The sequence below is a fragment of the Ramlibacter sp. Leaf400 genome (assembly GCF_001424545.1).
Classification (GTDB): domain Bacteria; phylum Pseudomonadota; class Gammaproteobacteria; order Burkholderiales; family Burkholderiaceae_C; genus Ramlibacter.
The window spans coordinates 247,854-266,358 of record NZ_LMQL01000013.1 but is presented as its reverse complement, the minus strand read 5'-3'; the positions used below and the strand labels follow the sequence as shown (position 1 = coordinate 266,358).

General features: G+C 69.2%; 16 protein-coding genes. 15 read left to right on the top strand and 1 reads right to left on the bottom strand.

Translation table 11 applies throughout. From position 1 onward, the window contains the following. The first annotated feature begins 40 nt into the window (after positions 1–40). Genes dapF through ASG30_RS19775 form a run of 3 tightly spaced genes read left to right on the top strand, consistent with a single transcriptional unit; the run spans position 41 to position 2,618 of the window. The gene (gene dapF, locus ASG30_RS19785) at positions 41–997 is read left to right on the top strand and encodes a diaminopimelate epimerase (protein ID WP_055900974.1); all 957 of its coding nucleotides are present in this window, start codon (positions 41–43) and stop codon (positions 995–997) included. Continuing rightward, positions 994–1,686 carry a DUF484 family protein gene (locus ASG30_RS19780; protein WP_055900971.1) on the top strand — a complete coding sequence of 231 codons (693 nt, stop codon included), beginning with the start codon at positions 994–996 and terminating at the stop codon, positions 1,684–1,686. Before dapF ends, ASG30_RS19780 begins: the two co-directional genes overlap by 4 nt. 2 nt (positions 1,687–1,688) lie before the next feature. Further along, positions 1,689–2,618, top strand: a complete 930-nt coding sequence (locus tag ASG30_RS19775; RefSeq protein ID WP_055900968.1) for a tyrosine recombinase XerC — start codon at positions 1,689–1,691, stop codon at positions 2,616–2,618. Between the two features lie 6 nt (positions 2,619–2,624). Here ASG30_RS19775 and ASG30_RS19770 read toward each other — a convergent pair whose 3' ends face one another. Further along, positions 2,625–4,364 (bottom strand): 7TM diverse intracellular signaling domain-containing protein, encoded by a 1,740-nt coding sequence (locus ASG30_RS19770; RefSeq protein ID WP_082522210.1) that lies wholly within the window; start codon positions 4,362–4,364, stop codon positions 2,625–2,627. 38 nt (positions 4,365–4,402) lie between these two features. Here ASG30_RS19770 and ASG30_RS19765 point away from each other — a divergent pair, with 38 nt between their 5' ends. The 12 genes from ASG30_RS19765 (at position 4,403) to ASG30_RS19705 (ending at position 18,504) form a co-directional block, all read left to right on the top strand. Then, positions 4,403–5,584: a class I SAM-dependent rRNA methyltransferase gene (locus ASG30_RS19765; RefSeq protein WP_055900962.1), complete on the top strand. Its 1,182-nt coding sequence runs from the start codon at positions 4,403–4,405 to the stop codon at positions 5,582–5,584. A 73-nt stretch (positions 5,585–5,657) separates the two neighbouring features. Then, positions 5,658–6,710: a CobW family GTP-binding protein gene (locus ASG30_RS19760; protein ID WP_055900959.1), complete on the top strand. Its 1,053-nt coding sequence runs from the start codon at positions 5,658–5,660 to the stop codon at positions 6,708–6,710. Between the two features lie 293 nt (positions 6,711–7,003). Next, positions 7,004–8,008 carry an RNA polymerase-binding protein DksA gene (gene dksA / locus ASG30_RS22275; RefSeq protein WP_156385628.1) on the top strand — a complete coding sequence of 335 codons (1,005 nt, stop codon included), beginning with the start codon at positions 7,004–7,006 and terminating at the stop codon, positions 8,006–8,008. A gap of 48 nt (positions 8,009–8,056) precedes the next feature. Further along, a complete protein-coding gene (locus ASG30_RS19745; protein ID WP_055900950.1) occupies positions 8,057–9,916 on the top strand; it encodes an STAS domain-containing protein in 1,860 nt (619 codons plus the stop codon). A gap of 44 nt (positions 9,917–9,960) precedes the next feature. Beyond that, positions 9,961–10,512 carry an ATP-dependent protease subunit HslV gene (gene hslV / locus ASG30_RS19740; protein WP_055900947.1) on the top strand — a complete coding sequence of 184 codons (552 nt, stop codon included), beginning with the start codon at positions 9,961–9,963 and terminating at the stop codon, positions 10,510–10,512. Then, positions 10,509–11,810, top strand: a complete 1,302-nt coding sequence (gene hslU / locus ASG30_RS19735) for an ATP-dependent protease ATPase subunit HslU (RefSeq protein ID WP_082522208.1) — start codon at positions 10,509–10,511, stop codon at positions 11,808–11,810. Before hslV ends, hslU begins: the two co-directional genes overlap by 4 nt. Positions 11,811–12,281: 471 nt before the next feature. Continuing rightward, positions 12,282–13,337: a Fic family protein gene (locus tag ASG30_RS19730; protein ID WP_235579845.1), complete on the top strand. Its 1,056-nt coding sequence runs from the start codon at positions 12,282–12,284 to the stop codon at positions 13,335–13,337. Between the two features lie 278 nt (positions 13,338–13,615). Beyond that, entirely contained in the window at positions 13,616–14,044 is a 429-nt protein-coding gene (gene mraZ, locus ASG30_RS19725) for a division/cell wall cluster transcriptional repressor MraZ (RefSeq protein ID WP_055900938.1), read from the top strand. Positions 14,045–14,053: 9 nt separating this feature from the next. Further along, on the top strand, positions 14,054–14,965 hold the full coding sequence (gene rsmH / locus ASG30_RS19720; protein WP_055900935.1) for a 16S rRNA (cytosine(1402)-N(4))-methyltransferase RsmH: 912 nt from the start codon (positions 14,054–14,056) through the stop codon (positions 14,963–14,965). Beyond that, positions 14,962–15,240, top strand: coding sequence for a cell division protein FtsL (ftsL, locus tag ASG30_RS19715; RefSeq protein WP_055900932.1), 279 nt, complete (start codon positions 14,962–14,964; stop codon positions 15,238–15,240). The genes rsmH and ftsL overlap by 4 nt, the downstream gene beginning before the upstream one ends. Before the next feature lie 55 nt (positions 15,241–15,295). Then, entirely contained in the window at positions 15,296–17,029 is a 1,734-nt protein-coding gene (locus tag ASG30_RS19710) for a peptidoglycan D,D-transpeptidase FtsI family protein (RefSeq protein ID WP_055900929.1), read from the top strand. Continuing rightward, positions 17,029–18,504, top strand: a complete 1,476-nt coding sequence (locus ASG30_RS19705) for a UDP-N-acetylmuramoyl-L-alanyl-D-glutamate--2,6-diaminopimelate ligase (RefSeq protein WP_055900926.1) — start codon at positions 17,029–17,031, stop codon at positions 18,502–18,504. The genes ASG30_RS19710 and ASG30_RS19705 overlap by 1 nt, the downstream gene beginning before the upstream one ends. Position 18,505 lies beyond the last annotated feature (1 nt).

The window sequence follows — 18,505 nt, the reverse complement described above, 5'->3', positions numbered from 1 at the left end:
CGGCGGGTGACAAGGACCCCGCAGCGCCGATAATCCGTCCATGCGGATCCGGTTCACCAAGATGCAGGGCGCGGGCAACGACTTCGTTGTGCTCGACGAAACCCGCCAGCGCCTGAACCTCGCGCCCGCACAGTACCGCTGGCTGGCCGACCGCCATTTCGGCGTCGGCGCCGACCAGGTGCTGTCGGTGCGGCCTTCGCCCGCTCCCGGCATCGACTTCGAGTACGTGATCCACAACGCCGACGGCGGCGAGGTCGAGCAGTGCGGCAATGGCGCGCGCTGCTTCGCGCGCTACGTGCGCGACAAGGGGCTGATCGCAAGCGACACGGTGCGGGTGAGGACGCTCTCGGGCGTGATCGAGCCCCGGCTCAATCCGGACGGCCGCGTCACGGTGGACATGGGTCCGCCGGTCTTCCAGCTGGCCGACATCCCGTTCGACGCCGCCGGCCTCGATCCGGTGCCCGAAGGCGGCTGGCAGAAGTGGAAGCTGGCCCTGGACACGCGCGCCGACGCGCCCATCGTGCCGGTCGCCGTACTCTCGATGGGCAACCCGCACGCCGTGCAGGAGGTCGACGACGTCGACACCGCGCCGGTGGCGACGCAGGGCCCGAAGATCGAGAACCACCCGCGCTTTCCGCGCCGCGTGAACGCCGGCTTCCTGCAGGTGGTCGACCGCGCCCACGTGCGCCTGCGCGTATGGGAGCGCGGCGCCGGCGAGACGCTGGCGTGCGGCACCGGCGCCTGCGCGGCCGTGGTGGCCGGCATCCGGCTCGGCCGCCTCGATGCACGCGTGGACGTGCAGACCCGCGGCGGCCTGCTGACGATCGAGTGGGCCGGCGGCGATGTTGCCGCCGGGCCGTCCCTAGGCGACATCAGCCCCCTTGGGGGGCAGCGACCTACACGAAGTGAGGAGCGTGGGGGCGTTGTTCCGCCGGTCTTCATGACCGGACCGGCCGTCACCGTGTTCGAAGGCGAGATCGAGATACCCGAAGAATGAACCCCACCAGCATCCCCCCCATCACCGAAGACGACATCGCCGACTACCTGGCGAACACGCCCGAGTTCTTCGAGCGCCATGCGCAGATGCTGGCCACCGTGCAGCTGACCAGCCCGCACGGCCACCGCGCGGTGAGCCTGCAGGAGCGGCAGGCCGAGATGCTGCGCGAGAAGATCAAGGCGCTGGAGCACCGCATCATGGAGATGGTGCGCTACGGCAACGAGAACGTGGTCATCGCAGACCGCCTGCACCGCTGGGCCCGCAACATCATGCTGGTGCGCTCGCAGCAGGCGCTGCCGGCCACCATCGCCGCGGAGATCCAGTCGCAGTTCATGGTGCCGCAGGTCGGCATCAAGGTCTGGGAGGTGGCGCCGCACTTCGCCGACGAGGCATTCGCCACCGGCGTCAGCGAGGATGCGAAGAGCTTCGCCTCGTCGCTCACCCAGCCTTACTGCGGCGTGAACTCCGGTTTCGAGGCGGTCAACTGGCTGGAAGACACGGCGATGGCCATGTCGGTGGCGCTGCTGCCGCTGCGCGCGGGCGCGCTGCAGAACGCCTCCAGGGCGTTCGGCATGCTGGTGCTGGCCTCGCCCGACCCGCAGCGCTTTTCCGCCGGCATGGGCACCGACTTCCTCGAACGCATCGCGGAACTCGCCTCCGCCGCGCTCACCCGCCTTCGCGACGAGTAGCGATGCAGGCCGCCGACCAGGCCCTGGTCGAGAAATACCTGGAGCACGTCCGGGTCGAGAAGCGGCTCGCGCAACGCACCGTCGAGCTCTATTCGCTCGACCTGGCCCGGCTGCAGGAGCATGCGCAGGCCGCCGGCATTCCCCTGCTGCAGGTGCAGAACGCGCATGTGCGCCGCTGGGTCGCGCAGATGCACGGCGCCGGCCGCAGCGGCCGCGGCATCGCCCTCATCCTCTCCGGCTGGCGCGGCTTCTACGCCTGGCTGGGCCGCCATGGGCAGGTGCCCAGCAACCCCGTGCAGGACGTGCGCGCGCCGCGTTCGCCGCGGCCCCTGCCCAAGGCCCTGGGCGTGGACGACGCGGTGCAGCTGGCCGAGCACCAGGATGCCGAGGCCGATCCGGTGCTGGAGACCCGCGACGTGGCGATGGTGGAGCTGCTGTACGGCTGCGGGCTGCGGGTGGGCGAGCTGGTCGGGCTGGACGCGGTGGCCAGCAACGCTGCACGCGGCTGGGTCGACCTGGAATCGGGCGAGGCGCACGTGCTGGGCAAGGGCAGCAAGCGCCGCACGGTGCCGGTGGGGCGCAAGGCCATCGAAGCGCTGCAGCGCTGGATGGCGGTGCGCGGACTGCTGGCCGGCGAAGATACGGCGCTGTTCCTAGGCGCGAGGGGCCGGCGCCTGAGCGCGCAGTCGGTCTGGCTGCGGCTCAAGCAGCGCAGCCTGCGCGCCGGGCTGGCCGTGCCGGTGCACCCGCACATGCTGCGCCACTCGTTCGCCAGCCACGTGCTGCAGTCCAGCGGCGACCTGCGCGCGGTGCAGGAGCTCCTGGGGCACGCGAACATCGCGACCACGCAGGTCTACACGCGCCTGGACTTCCAGCACCTGGCCAAGGCCTACGACGCGGCGCATCCGCGCGCGCAGCGCAAGCGCGGCTGAAGCTGTTCAGCGGACCGTGAACACCGCCCGGCGGCTCTGCGCGGGCACCGCGGCCAGCGCCGCTTCCAGGCGCCCCACCAGGGTCCGCGCATCGCCGCCGCTGGGCACGATCGATTGCGCGACCCGCACCTGGGCCACCCATTCGAGCGGCTTGCCCTTGAACGGCATCAGGCAGCGCGCCACCACCTTGGGGCCGGTGCCGGCCGCTTCCTCCTCGGTGAGCGGCCCCTCCAGCAGCATGCCGAACCGGTGCTCCGACAGGCGGGCCACGCTGTCGATGTCGCGCGCCACCGACAGCAGGCGGCCGGCCACCTGCAGCGGCATCTCCTCGGCCGATCGGCGGTCGAAGTCGCGCCGGATCTGCTCGATGTTGACGATGTCCACCAGCAGCACCACGCCCTGGTGTTTGAGCCGCTGGCTGCGCGCCACCAGCCCGGCGAGCCGGTCGCGGAACACCTGCCCGTTGATCAGCCCGGTGGCGGGGTCGGTGCGCTCCAGCCCGTGGAGGCGCCGCCGGTGTTCGCGCCGGTCCTGGCTGCGCACCACCAGCACGGCCAGCAGCAGCGGCAGCTCGATCGCGATGGCGATCTGCATGGCGTGCGTGGTCCAGAAGCTCACGGGGATCAGGCCGGCCGAGCGTGCCATCGGGAACATCGAGCAGACCGCCACCGGGGCCAGCCCGACCAGCAGCCAGAGCGCGTGCCGGTCGCCGCGCCGCGCCGCCCACAGCAGCACGCTGATCCCGACCGCCATGCCCGGCACGATGGACGCCACCATGACGCGGTAGCGCCAGGAGGGATCGGCCGCCATCAGCGCGGCGGCCGCCAGCACGTTGGTCGCGGCCAGGGCGAGCATCGCGCGGTTCACGCGCGGCGAGCGCTGCGCGATGGAGACCGCGGCCGTGAAGAAGCAGAGCAGGGCGGCCATGCCCACCATGGGCAGCACCATGACCGACACGTCGTTCCACCAGGGCAGCCGGGGCCACAGGTGCAGGCCGGCCACGCCGGTGATCGAGGCCTGCGTCAGGGCGAGCATCACCACCGCGAGCGCGTACAGGCCGAACGCGGCGTCGCGCAGCACCAGCGCCACGGCCCCGCCCAGCACCACCGACAGGCCCGCCAGGCCGAAGTAGAGGCCCAGCACCAGCGCGGTGCGCTGTTCCTGCAGCATCAGCTGCCGCTCGCTGGTGAAGAGCAGCGGCGCACTGAAGCTCTGGGGGTTCTGGACCTGCAGGTAGAACTGCTGCGGCTGGCCCGGCGTGAGCACCAGCGGCAGCAGGGGGTGGCGGTGCGGCAGCGGCCAGTCCGCGACTGGCAGCACGTCACCCGCGGACCGCGACGTCCACTGGCCCAGGCGGTCCCGCGTGAAGAGCGTCACCCGGTTCACGGCGGGGTAGGGGATCTCCAGGTACCAGCGCTCGCTGTCGTCCAGCTCCGCCAGCGTGAAGCGGATCCAGAGCGCCTGGCCGGCGCGCACCGGGTAGATGTTGCCCGGCCGGGTGGCGGCCCACTCGATGGGCGCGTCCCCGGCGACGGCGTCGATCTCGAACTTTCCGCTCCCATCGAGCCAGTACTGGCCGGCCGAGTCGAGCGAAGCCTGGGCGCTGGGCCCCTGCAGGGTCACGACCGTGCCTTCGGCCCGCGCCAGCCCTGGCAGGGCGGCCAGCAGAAGGGCCACGACGAACGCCGCAAGCGCCCACCAGCCGCGCCAGCGGCGGAACCTCATTCCGTACACCAACTCATCCATTCCATGCCGATTGTGCGCGGGGTTGGACAATCGCGGCCATGAAATCCATCCGCTTGCGGCCCGGCAAGGAGCGTTCGTTGCTGCGGCGCCATCCCTGGGTCTTCGAATCGGCCATCGCCAAGGGGGGCGCCGATGCCGGGGAAACGGTGCGCGTCGAGGCGCACGACGGCAGCTTCCTGGCCTGGGCCGCCTTCAGCCCCGCGTCGCGGATCCGGGCGCGCTGCTGGAGCTTCGACGCCGACCAGCGCATCGAGCCGGCGTTCTTCGAGGCGGCGGTCGCGGCCGCCGTGCGGGCGCGCGAACGTTTCGCCATCGACAGCGACGGCGTGCGCCTGGTGCACGGAGAGTCCGATGGCCTGCCGGGCCTGATCGTCGACCGCTACGGCGACACCATGGTGGCGCAGTTCCTCTCGGCCGGCGCCCAGCGCTGGAAGCCGGTGCTGGCCGACGCGCTGCTGCGGGCCACGGGCCTGTCGCGCCTCTACGAGCGCTCGGACACCAGCTCGCGGGCGCTGGAGGGCCTGCCGATGGAGGCGGGCTGGCTGCGGGGCGAGGGGCCGACCGAGCTGGTGCTGCGCGAACACGGCTGGCGACTGGGCCTGGACATCGCCACCGGGCACAAGACCGGCTACTACCTGGACCAGCGGGACAGCCGGCGGCTGTTCTCCGAGCACGTCCGCCGCCTGGGGCTGCAGCGGGTGCTGAACTGCTACTGCTACACCGGCGGCTTTACGGTGGCGGCGCTGGCCGGCGGGGCGGCCGAGGTGGCGTCGATCGATTCGTCCGGTCCGGCGCTGGAGCGCGCCCGCGCCAACCTGGCCCTGAATGGCTTCGACGCGGAACGCGCGCAGTTCCTGGACGCCGATGTCAATGCCAGCCTGCGCCGCTTCGCCGACGAGGGCCGGCGCTTCGATGCCATCGTGCTGGACCCGCCCAAGCTGGCGCCCACGGTGGCGCACGCCGAGCGCGCCGCACGGGCCTACAAGGACATCAACCGCCTGGCCTTCAAGCTGCTGGAGCCGGGGGGAGTGCTTTTCACCTACTCGTGCTCGGGCGGCATCAGCGCCGACCTGTTCCACAAGATCGTGGCGTCGGCAGGCATCGACGCGGGCGTGGACGGCTTCGTCACCCAGCGCCTGGGCGGCGCGCCCGACCACCCGATGACCCTGGTGTTCCCCGAGGGCGAGTACCTGAAGGGGCTGGTGGTCGTCCGCCGATGAGCTGGCTTCCTGCGCAGCCGGCAGGGCCGGCCGATGACCGCTAAACTCCCGCCTCCCGCGAAAGACCCACGCCATGAGCCTCATCCCCGCCACCATCCTCACCGGCTTCCTCGGGTCCGGCAAAACCACGCTGCTCAAGCGCGTGCTCAACGAGGCCCACGGCCACAAGATCGCCATCATCGAGAACGAGTTCGGCGAAGAGAACATCGACGGCGACATCCTGGTCACCGAGACCAAGGAGCAGATCGTCCAGATGAGCAACGGCTGCATCTGCTGCACCATCCGCGAGGACCTGCGCGCCACGCTGCAGCTGCTGGCTGCCAAGAAGCGCAAGGGGCTGCTGGATTTCGACCGCGTGGTGATCGAGACCACCGGCCTGGCCGATCCCGGCCCGGTGGCCCAGACGTTCTTCATGGACGACGAGATCGCCGAGACCTACCTGCTGGACTCCATCCTGACGCTGGTGGATGCCAAGCACGCGGCCCAGCAGCTGAACGACCGCCAGGAGGCGCGCCGGCAGGTGGGCTTCGCCGACCAGATCTTCATCAGCAAGACCGACCTGGTGGCCCAGGACGAGACCGACGCGCTGATGCATCGCCTGAAGCACATGAACCCGCGTGCGCCGCAGAAGGCGGTGCATTTCGGCGACGTGACGATCAAGGAGGTGTTCGACCTGCGCGGCTTCAACCTGAACGCCAAGCTGGACATCGATCCGGACTTCCTCAAGGAGGAAGAGGAGGGTCATGACCACCACGACCATGAGCACGGCGAGCACTGCGACCATCCCTCGCACGCGCACGAAGGCCATGGCCACCACCATCACATCGACGACGACGTCAAGAGCTTCGTCTTCAGGTCCGAGCGGCCTTTCGACCCTGCCAAGCTCGAGGATTTCCTGGGTGCCGTGGTGAACATCTACGGCCCGCGGATGCTGCGCTACAAGGGCGTGCTGAACATGAACGGCACCGAGCGCAAGGTGATCTTCCAGGGCGTGCACCAGCTGATGGGCAGCGACCTGGGGCCCAACTGGGCCGAGGGCGAGCAGCGTATGAGCAAGATGGTGTTCATCGGCATCGACCTGCCGCGCGACATCTTCCTCCAGGGGCTGGAGCAGTGCCTGGCCTGATCGCCTCCGAGCCGCGCGTCGCGGGGCTCCCCCGCGCTTGAGTTAGGCTCGCGCGGTCCAGGGAAGAGGAAACCGGCCACATGATTGTCTCGCTTTTGCAAATGATGGGGTTTCCCCTCGACAGGCCGCTGTCCACGGGCGAAAGCACGCCCCACGCAGGGCGTGCGAACGCGAAATCACGGCGTGTCGAGCCCGACAATCAGGGTATAACTCGCTCCGATGAAGGCCACCCCAGACAAACGACGCTTGCCGGGAGTACGCATCCCCGAGCCGGCGCTGCGAGGAGACAGGACGTGAAACCCCAACCCAAGGCGCCGGCAAAGACCGCGAAGGCGGCTCCCAAGGCCAAGGCCAAGAGCCCGGCCAAGACCGCCAAGCCGGCCGCCAAGGCGCCCGCGAAGAAGGTTTCACCGGCCAAGACCACCAAGGCCCCCGCCAAGGCGGCGGTCCCGAAGAAGGCGGCGACTGCCAAGAAGGCGGCGCCCGCGAAAGCCGCGCCCAAGAAGGCGGCACCCGTCAAAAAGGCGGCCGCGCCAGCCAAGGCGACTGCCAAGAAAAACACGATCGCCGCCCCCAAGGTCGCCGCACCCGTCGCGGCCCCCCGGGCGAACACCCGACCAACCCCCGTAGTTCCGGCGCCGGCGCCCACTTCGGCAATGCCGCCGCGTCCCACCGCGGCGCAGGCCCAGGCCACGCCCGTGCGAGCCACCAAGCCGTCGGCCCGGCTGGCGCAGATCACCGTGCCCTCGATGGCGCAGTCGGTCGCGTCCACCGCGCCCAAGGCGAGCTACATCCAGACCCCCTCTTCAGCCGTGCTCACACCTCCCCCCCTCGTCAACGTCAAGAGAGACCCGAAGCTCGCCAACAACTGGAAAACCAAGCCGGCCGAGGAAATGACCGATGCCGAGGTGCTGGCGATGCCCGATTCGGAATACATGAACGACAAGCAGATGGCGTTCTTCCGAAGCAAGCTGGTGCAGTTGAAGCAGGACATCCTGAACAACGCCGGTGAAACCACCGAGCACCTGCGCGAGGACACCGTCATCGTGCCGGACCCGGCCGACCGCGCCACCATCGAGGAGGAACACGCCCTCGAACTGCGCACGCGCGACCGCGAACGCAAGCTGCTCAAGAAGATCGAGCAGTCCATCGGGCGCATCGACGCGGGCGACTACGGCTACTGCGACGAGACCGGCGAGCCGATCGGCGTGGGCCGCCTGCTGGCGCGCCCGACGGCCACGCTCTCGCTGGAGGCGCAGCAGCGCCGCGAGCTCAAGCAGAAGATGTTCGGCGACTGACGCCGCTTTCCTTTCCGCCGCAGCAGTACCCGCCGAGCCCCCGAGCACATGCCCAAGGACGAGAGCTCCGGTCTTTTCTCCAAGGTCGTCAAGTTCGTCCGCAACCCGGCCTCGAGCTGGTCCGAGGGCGGGCCGGATTCGGAGCAGGAGAGCTCCTACTCCAAGCAGATGCTCAAGGAGATGATCGAACGCAAGCGGCGCAACGACTTCGTCCGCAAGCGCGAGTTCGACATGCTGCGCAAGATGCGCCGCAGCGAGGTGATGGCGGGCCAGGACCCGGCGGCGCGCCCCTCGTTCTTCCAGAGCTCCATGCCGTCCAAGCCCGACGACCGCGCCAGCACGCTCAAGAAGATCGACGAGATCGAGGCGCAGATGTCCATGCAGTGGTGGAAGACCAAGCATGGCACCGACGGCATGCGCACCGGCAGCAGCACCTTCCCCACCTCCAGCGTGCCGCCGGAGTCCATCCGGCCGCCGGTGGGAAGCGAGCAGGGTGCCGTGCGTGCCGCTCCGCCCCTGGCCCCCGCCCGCCCTGCGCAGGCCACGACCTACCTTCGCACGACACCGGCGCCGCTGAACACGCCGGCTTCTCCGCTGCCGGCGGCGACGCCGTCGCCCGCGCCCGAGAAGGCGCCGGACCTCGCGCCATTGGAGTGGGATGCCACCCCGGCGCCCGCCGTGGCCGCGCGCGCGCCGGCTCCTGCGCCTGCAACCCCGGCGCCGGCCACCGCGCGCGTCGGCGCCGTGCCGGACTCCATCACGCCCAGCAGCGGCTTCTCCACCTCCAAATTGATAGCGATCGACGTGGAGGAATTCGCCCATGACCCGGAACTGGAAGAGGCCGCGATCCGCTTCGCCAACGGCGACGATGCCGGTGCCGAAGCCGGCCTGATGGAGGTGCTGCGCCCCGGGGGCTCGCGCATCGACCACGACGAGACCTGGCTGGCCCTGTTCGACCTGTACCGGGCCACCGGCCAGCAGGACCGCTTCGAGAGCGCGGCCATCGACTTCGCGAGCCGCTTCGACCGCTCGGCGCCGCAGTGGATTTCCCTGCCGGAGGCGGTGGGCAAGATGGGCACTGCCGCCCCAGCGGCGGGCGGCGCCTTCGCGGCCGACTGGACCTGCCCCTCCAGCCTGGGCACGCAGACGCTGGCGGCGCTGAATGCCGCCCTGGCTCGCTTCCCGCAGCCCTGGCGGCTCGCCTGGACGCGCCTGGCGAACATCGAGGAGCCGGCGATCGAAGGCCTGGCCCGGCTGTTCAACCAGTGGGCTTCGCAGCCGGTGCAGCTGCGCTTCGTCGGTGCCGAGAGCCTGGAGAACCTGCTGCGCGCCGCCACCCCCTCGGGCGACAAGGGCGTCGATCCGGCGTGGTGGAAGCTGCGCATGGAACTGCTGCGCGTCATGCACCGTCCCGACGAGTTCGAACTCGTTGCGCTGGACTACTGCGTGACCTACGAGGTCTCGCCGCCGTCGTGGGAAAGCAGCCGCTGCGAGTACAAGCCGCTGCAGGCCGACGGCACGGCTATCGCTGGCCACACCATCATCGGCGACGCCTTCCACGATTCGCTGACCTCCAACCTCGGCTACGGCGACACGATGGCCGCCGGGCTGTCCTCGCAGATGGCCCATGTGGCGTCGGTCGAGCTGGCCGGACAGATCCTGGGCGAGGCCAAGGACGCCATCGACCTGCTCGATGGCAAGCTGGCCGGCGCCGACATCATGGTGATCAACTGCGCCCGGCTCATCCGCATCGACTTCACCGCGGCCGGCACCCTGCTCAACTGGGCGAGCGCGCGCGAGGCCGAGGGCCGGCAGCTGCAGTTCGTCGACGTGCACCGCCTGGTGGCGGCGTTCTACAACGTCATCGGCATCAGCGAGCATGCCCGGGTGATCGCCCGGCGGGACTGAAGCCCCGCGCTTGCATTCGGCACCCGCGGCCCCATTTGCCGCCGATGGAATCATTTCACGGCACGACCATCATCAGCGTGCGGCGCCAGGCCGCTGACGGCCGCTGGCAGGTGGCGATCGGGGGCGACGGCCAGGTGACCCTGGGCAACGTCGTCATCAAGGGCTCGGCCCGCAAGGTGCGCAAGCTCTACCACGACAAGGTGCTGGCGGGCTTTGCCGGCGCCACCGCCGACGCCTTCACCCTCTTCGAGCGCTTCGAGGCCAAGCTCGAGAAGCACCAGGGCCACCTCGTGCGCTCGGCCATCGAGCTCACCAAGGACTGGCGCACCGACCGCGTGCTGCGCCGCCTGGAAGCCATGCTGGCCGTGGCCGACCGCGACTCCTCGCTCATCATCACCGGCAACGGCGACGTGCTGGAGCCCGAGCTGGGCGTCGTCGCCATCGGCTCCGGCGGCGCCTACGCCCAGGCCGCAGCCCGCGCGATGCTCGACAACACCGAGCTGGGCGCGCGCGACATCGTCAAGAAATCGCTGGAGATCGCCGGCGAACTCTGCATCTACACCAACATGAACCACACGATCGAGGTGCTGGAGTGAGCAGCATGACCCCCCAGGAGATCGTGTCCGAACTGGACCGCCACATCGTCGGCCAGGCCGATGCCAAGCGGGCCGTGGCCATCGCCCTGCGCAACCGCTGGCGCCGCCAGCAGGTGGACGAGAAGCTGCGTCCCGAGATCACGCCCAAGAACATCCTGATGATCGGGCCCACCGGCGTAGGCAAGACCGAGATCGCGCGCCGGCTGGCTCGCCTGGCGGACGCGCCCTTCATCAAGGTGGAGGCGACCAAGTTCACCGAGGTCGGCTACGTCGGCAAGGACGTGGACTCGATCGTCCGCGACCTGGCCGAGATCGCCGTCAAGCAGACCCGCGTGGCCGAGATGCGCAAGGTGCGCTCCCGCGCCGAGGACGCCGCGGAGGACCGCATCCTCGACGTGCTGGTGCCCGGCGTGGCCGCCGACAGCACGGCCCGGCAGTCGTTCCGCAAGAAGCTGCGCGAGGGCCAGCTCGACGACAAGGAGATCGACATCGACGTCGCCGAGGCGCGCCCGCAGCTGGAGGTGATGGGGCCGGCCGGCATGGAGGAGATGACCGAGCAGCTGCGCGGCCTGTTCTCCCAGTTCGGCGGCCAGCGCCGCAGGACGCGCAAGCTCAAGATCGCTGAAGCGATGAAGCTGCTGGTCGAGGAGGAGGCGGGCCGCCTGGTCAACGAGGACGAGATCAAGGCTCAGGCGATCCAGAGCGCCGAGCAGAACGGCATCGTCTTCATCGACGAGATCGACAAGGTGGCCTCGCGCGCCGAGCACGCCGGGGCCGACGTCTCGCGCCAGGGCGTGCAGCGCGACCTGCTGCCGCTGGTGGAGGGCACCACCGTGTCGACCAAGTACGGGCCGGTGCGCACCGACCACATCCTGTTCATCGCCAGCGGCGCCTTCCACCTGTCCCGGCCCAGTGACCTCATCCCCGAGCTGCAGGGCCGCCTGCCGATCCGCGTGGAACTGCAGTCGCTGTCGGTGCAGGACTTCGAGGCCATCCTCACGAGCACCCACGCCTCGCTGGTCAAGCAATACCAGGCACTGCTTGCCACCGAGAACGTGCAGCTGGCATTCACGCCCGAGGGCATCACACGGCTGGCCCACATCGCCTACGAGGTGAACGAGCGCACCGAGAACATCGGTGCCCGCCGCCTCGCCACCGTGATGGAGCGGCTACTGGACGAGGTGAGTTTCGAGGCCACCCGGCTGGACGGGCAGACCGTCACCATCGATGCCGCGTACGTCGACGCGCGGCTTGGCGCGCTCAGCCGCGACGAAGACTTGTCCCGGTACATCCTCTAGCGCCTGCTGAATATCGGTTCGAAATCGGATATCAGTTCGGATCAGTTCAAAGTAATTCGATCTGATATTTGATATCGGATCGAAACTTGTTAAAATCGGTTCGATACGCGAGCCGATATGCCCCGTCCGCCCCTTCTCACCGAAACCCGTCTGCTCGAGGCCGCTTCCGCCTTGGCCGGACGGGGGCTGCCCGACTTCACGGCGGCTGAGCTCGTGAAGGAGACCGGGGCGAGCGCTTCGGCGATGAAGCGGGTGCTCCCGCGGATCGTTGAAAGCGGAGCGGTCGAGCAGTTCGGGCAGGCGAGGGCCACGAGGTACCGCCTGCGTACGGCACACGCTGCAGAGGTGGCGAGCTTGCCTGCGCCGCACCGGGCGGGGGAGCCCATCCCCGCCGCGGCCCTGACGCCGGTGCGGCAGGAGCGGGTGAGTCCGCCCTGGAGTCAGGCCGCTCTCGCTCTCAGGCAGCGCCTGGTGGTCCCTCTCACCGCACGCGACCCCGTCACCTACCGGCGCGCTTTCGTCGACGACTACAGGCCCAACGAAAGCTTCCTGCTGCCTCGCGATCTCGCGGATGAACTGGCCGACATCGGCCGGCTGCCCGAGCAGATGCCCGCGGGAACCTATGCGCGCAAGGTCCTGGAGCAGTTGCTCATCGACCTGTCCTGGTCGTCCTCGCACCTGGAGGGCAACCGCTACACCCTGCTGGACACCGAGCAGCTGTTCAAGAGCGGCGAGCCCGCCACCGACGCGGATGCCGTCATGCTGCTCAACCACAAGGCGGCCATCGAATTCCTGGTCGATGCGGCACCCACGCAAGGCCTCAGCAGCGGCCTGCTTCGCAACCTGCACGCGGTCCTGATGCAGGACCTGCTGATGGACGCCAATGCACTGGGCGCGATCCGCGAAAAGGTGGTGAACATCAGCGGCACCGCATACGTGCCCACGCAGTCCCCGCAACTGCTGGAGGAAATGTTCGTCCGCATCATCGAGACGGCCAGGCACATCCGGAACCCGGTGGAGGCGGCCTTTTTCCTCTGGGTCAACCTCGCGTACCTGCAGCCTTTCGAGGATGGCAACAAGCGCGTCAGTCGCCTGGCGGCCAACGTCCCGCTGATGCTCCACAACCACGCGCCGCTGTCCTTCCTCGGCGTCGAGCGGGAAGACTACGCGCTGGCCATGATGGGCGTGTACGAGTTCCGCGACGTCTCGATGGCGGTCGACCTGTTCAGCTGGACCTACCGCCGTTCGCAGGCCAGGTACAAGGTCGTGCTCGAGGCGATGGGATCGCCCGATCCATTCAGGATCCGCAATCGCGAAACCCTGAACGAGGCCGTGCAGAAGATCGTGCGGGACCGCGGATCCGTCGCGGACGCCATCGCCGGCCTGGCTCTGCCGGACCCCGACAGGGAGAAGTTTCGCCGCCTCCTGGAAGCCGAACTGAAGGCCCTTGCGGCGTTCAACTGCGCGCGCTACCGGCTGGCGATGCGCGACACCCAGTCCTGGATCGACGCGGGCCGGCCGCAGTGAATCGAGGTCGACTGATTGGGCTACATCCCCTGACAAAAGCTCCGCTGGGCTTCATGCACCACTTTCATAGGCTCAGCTAAGTCGTTGATTTAAGGCGGTTTTGGTTGCCGAAGAGCTCAAAAAACTGCTGTAAGTGATTGATTTCATTGGGAATTTCGCACAGCCGCCAGCTTGCGCTCCAAGCGATTCCTGCTACAGTGCAAAAAAGTGCAATTAAGTGGTGAAAGCTGCCTTCGCAGCCCATGTTTGCACCGGTCCACAACCCAGCAGGTCCAACGGTGTTCCAGGGCGCTTCGTCCGTCAGTCTCGATGCCAAAGGTCGGCTGTCCGTGCCGACCCGGCACCGCGACGTCATCTCGGCGACGGCGAACAACCAGATCACGATCACGCGCCATCCACACGGCTGCCTGATGATCTTCCCGCGACCCGAATGGGAAAAATTTCGCGACCGTATCGCAGCGTTACCGATGGACGCCCAGTGGTGGAAGAGAATCTTCATGGGCAACGCGATGGACGTCGAGCTCGATGGCACCGGCCGCGTTCTCGTCTCTCCTGAACTGCGCGCCGCCGCCGGCATCGAGCGCGAGACCATGCTGCTGGGCATGGGCAACCACTTCGAACTCTGGGACAAGGCCACGTACGAGGCCAAGGAGGCCGAAGCGATGCGCGGACAGATGCCCGACGTCTTCAAGGATTTCTCTTTCTGATCGCAGGCGGTGGAAACCACATGGCAACACACCACCGTCCTGTTGAACGAAGCGATCGAAGCGCTCATCACCAGGCCGGATGCAACCTACGTCGACGCAACGTTCGGCCGGGGCGGGCACTCGCGCCTGCTGCTGTCGAAGCTGGCGGCGCAGGGACGCCTGATCGCGTTCGACAAGGACCCCGAGGCGGTGGCCGAGGCCGCGCGCATCGCCGACCCGCGCTTTTCCATCCGGCACCAGGGCTTTCGCGAAATCGGCGAGCTCGCGCCGGCGAGCGTGGCGGGCGTGCTGCTGGACCTGGGCGTGAGCTCGCCGCAGATCGACAACCCGTCGCGCGGCTTCTCGTTCCGCAACGACGGACCGCTGGACATGCGCATGGACCCCACGCGTGGACAGAGCGTGGCCGACTGGCTTGCAACGGCCGAGCAGGGCCGGATCGCGGAGGTGATTCGTGACTACGGCGAAGAACGGTTTGCTGTTCAGATTGCAAAGGCGGTTGTGGCTCGCCGACAGGAACGGGGCCCTCTTGCAACCACCGCCGAGCTGGCCCAGCTCGTGGCTGGCGCGGTCAAAACCCGCGAGCCGGGCCAGGATCCTGCAACGCGCACATTTCAGGCTCTTCGGATTTTCATCAACGCCGAGCTTGAAGAGCTGCAGGAAGCGCTAGAGGCCGCCTTGGAGATCCTGCAGCCGCAAGGACGACTGGTGGTGATCAGCTTCCATTCGCTGGAAGACCGCATCGTCAAGCAGTTCGTCGTGAAGCATTCGCGCGAGGTCGTCGACCGCCGCGTGCCGTTCGCCGCGCCGCGCGCCATGAAGCTACGCGCCCTGGACCGCATCAAGCCGTCGGCCGCCGAAGTGGCGGCCAACCCCCGTGCTCGCAGCGCCATCCTGCGCGTGGCCGAGAGGACGGACGCATGATGCGCCTGAACCTCGTGCTCCTCCTGGGCGTGATGCTCAGCGCCATGTACCTGGTGCAGGTGCAGTACGACTCGCGCCGCCTCTACGCGGAGATCGAGCGCGCGCAGGGCGAAGCCCGTCGGCTGGAGATCGAGCACGAGCGCCTGCAGGTGGAAAAGCGCGCGCAGGCCACGCCGCTGCGGGTCGAGCGCCTGGCCAAGGACCAGCTGCAGATGCGGCCGGCCACGCCCGCCATCACGCAGTACGTGACGACCGACCGGAGGCCGCAGCCATGAGCCGCTGCCCCGCCCCCAACGTGAATACCGCAGCGCGAAGCGCGCAGGCCTGCTGATGCCGCGCAGCGTCCTCTACACCTCCAGCCCGCTGCTCGCGAGCAAGACGCCGGTCTGGCGCAGCAAGTTCATCGTGGCCGGGCTGGCGCTCGGCTTCGCGGTGCTGGCCGGCCGCGCGGCCTGGGTGCAGGTGTTCGGCAACGATTTCTTCCGCCGCCAGGGCGAGGTGCGGTTCGCCCGCACGCTGGAGCTGCCGGCCAACCGCGGCCGCATCCTCGACCGCAACGGGCTCCTGCTGGCCACCAGCGTCCCCTCGCCCAGCATCTGGGCCATCCCCGAGGACGTGGAGCGCGACAAGGTCAAGCTCGCCCAACTCGCGAAGCTGCTGGAGATGACGCCCGCCGAACTCGGCAAGAAGCTGGAGGACGAGGACAAGACGTTCGTCTGGCTCAAGCGCCAGGTCGACGAGCCGGTGGCCCAGCAGGTGGCCGCGCTGGGCCTCAAGGGCATCTACCAGCGCAAGGAATACAAGCGCCAGTACCCGGAAGGCGAGGCCGCGGCGCATGTGGTGGGCTTCACCAACGTCGAGGACCGCGGCCAGGAAGGCGTGGAGCTCGCGTTCCAGCAGGACCTGGCCGGCCGGCCAGGTTCGCGCCGCGTGATCAAGGACCGCCTGGGCCGCATCGTCGAGGACGTGGGCACGCAGGTGCCGCCGGTGGACGGCCACGACCTGCAACTGTCGATCGACAGCAAGGTGCAGTTCTTCGCCTGGCAGAAGCTGCGCGACGCGGTCGCCGAGCACAAGGCCAAGGCCGGGAGCGTGGTGGTGCTGGACGCGCAGACCGGCGAGGTGCTGGCCCTGGCCAACTACCCGAGCTACTCGCCCGCCCGGCGGCAGAACCTCACGGGCGCGCAGCTTCGCAATCGGGCGCTCACCGACACCTTCGAGCCGGGCTCGACGATGAAGCCCTTCATCGCCGCGCTCGCCCTGCAGAAGGGCCTTGTGCACGCCGACACGCCCATCCAGACCGCCCCCGGCCGCATCGCGATCGGCGGCTCCACCATCACCGATGCCCACCCGCACGGCGTGCTGACGGTCGCCCAGGTGATCCAGAAGTCGAGCAACGTCGGCACGGTGAAGATGGCCATGCAGATGGCGCCGCGCGACATGTGGGATCTGTACACCGAGGTCGGCTTCGGCCACAAGCCGCAGGTGCCCTTCCCCGGCGCGGTGAGCGGCCGGCTGCGTCCGCACAAGACCTGGAAGCCGATCGAGCAGGCGACCATGAGCTATGGCTACGGCCTGTCGGCCAGCCTGTTCCAGCTGGCGCGTGCCTACAGCGTGTTCGCGCGCGACGGCGAGCTGGTGCCGGTCACGATGCTCAAGGCGCAAGCCCCCGCACCCGGCGTCCGGGTGTTCGAGGCCGGCCATGCGCAGGACGTCCGCAAGATGCTGCACATGGCCGCCGGCCCCGGCGGCACCGCGCAGAAGGCCCAGACCATGGGCTACTCGGTGGGCGGCAAGACCGGTACGGCACACAAGCAGGAAGGCCGCGGCTACGCCGACAAGAAGTACCGCGGCTTCTTCGTCGGCATGGCGCCGATCGAGCAGCCGCGCATCGTGGTGGCCGTGATGATCGACGAGCCCAGCGCGGGCAAGTACTTCGGCGGCGACGTCGCCGCGCCGGTGTTCAGCGCCACCGTGCAGCAGACGCTGCGCATGCTGGGCGTGCAGCCGGACATGAACGTCAAGCCGCAGGTCGTGGTCGACGCCGTCGAGGAGTCGTTCTGATGCAGCAGCTGCACACGCCCGAAGAAGCGGCCCGCTGGCTGCGCGGCCGTGTGCGCGGCGCGCTGCACTGCGACAGCCGCCGCGTGCGCGCGGGCGACGGCTTCATCGCCTGGCCGGGCGCCGCCACCGACGGACGCCGGCACGTGCCCTCGGCCCTCGAGCAGGGTGCCACCGCCAGCCTGGTGGAGCAGGAGGGCGTCGAGGCGTTCGCGTTCGAAGGCGAAGCGATCGCCGCCTACCCACAGCTCAAGGCCGCCACCGGCCCGATCGCCGCCGAGTATTACGGGCACCCGAGCCGGCGCCTTCAGGTGCTGGCGGTGACGGGTACCAACGGCAAGACCTCCACCGCGTGGTGGCTCGCCCAGGCTCTCTCCCGCCTCGAAGGCGATCCCTGGCCCTGCGCCGTGATCGGCACGCTGGGCACGGGCCGCCCGCCACAGCTCGAATCCAACGGCCTGACCACGCCCGACCCGGTGCTGCTGCAGTCCGAATTCCGCCGCTTCGCCGACCAGGGCCTGAAGGCCTGCGCGATCGAGGCCTCCTCCATCGGCCTGGTGGAGCGCCGGCTGGACGGCACTCGCATCGCCGCTGCGGTGTTCACCAACTTCACCCAGGACCACCTGGACTACCACGGCTCCATGGACTCGTACTGGGCCGCCAAGGCGGATCTGTTCCGTTGGCCCGGCCTGCGTGCCGCGGTGGTGAACATCGACGACCTCAAGGGCGCCGAGCTGCTCGCCGAGATGCAGGACAGCGGCCTGGACCTGTGGCCGGTCTCCTGCGAGCGGCCGGCCCGCCTGCAGGCCCTGGACGTCGGCTACAGCGCGCAGGGCTTGCGCTTCACGGTCGCTGAAGGCGCAGATCGGCACGACGTGACGACGGCCCTGATCGGCCAGTACAACGTGGCCAACCTGCTGGGTGTCATCGCCGCCATGCGCGCCCTGGGCGTGCCGCTGGCCGACGCGGCGCGCGCCTGCTGCGGCCTGCTGCCGGTCCCCGGCCGCATGGAGTGCCTGCAGCAGCCCCGCCAGCCCCTGGTGGCCGTGGACTACGCGCACACGCCGGATGCGCTGGACAAGGCGCTGCTCGCGCTGCGCCCGCTGGCCGGGCAGCGCGGCGGCCGCCTGTGGTGCGTGTTCGGCTGTGGCGGCGACCGCGATCAGACCAAGCGCCCGTTGATGGCGGCCGTGGCCGAGAAGAACGCCGACCGCGTCGTGGTCACCAGCGACAACCCGCGCAGCGAGAAGCCCGAAGTGATCGTCAGCCAGATCCTGCTCGGCCTGACCCACCGCGAAAGCGTGGAAGTTCAGGCCGACCGCGCACGCGCGATCGCCGAGACCGTCGCGGCCGCCGCCCCGCAGGACGTGATCCTTCTGGCCGGAAAGGGCCACGAGGCCTACCAGGAGATCGCCGGCGTGAAGCACCCGTTCGACGACCGGGTCCATGCGCGGCGCGCGCTGGAGGCGCGGGCATGAC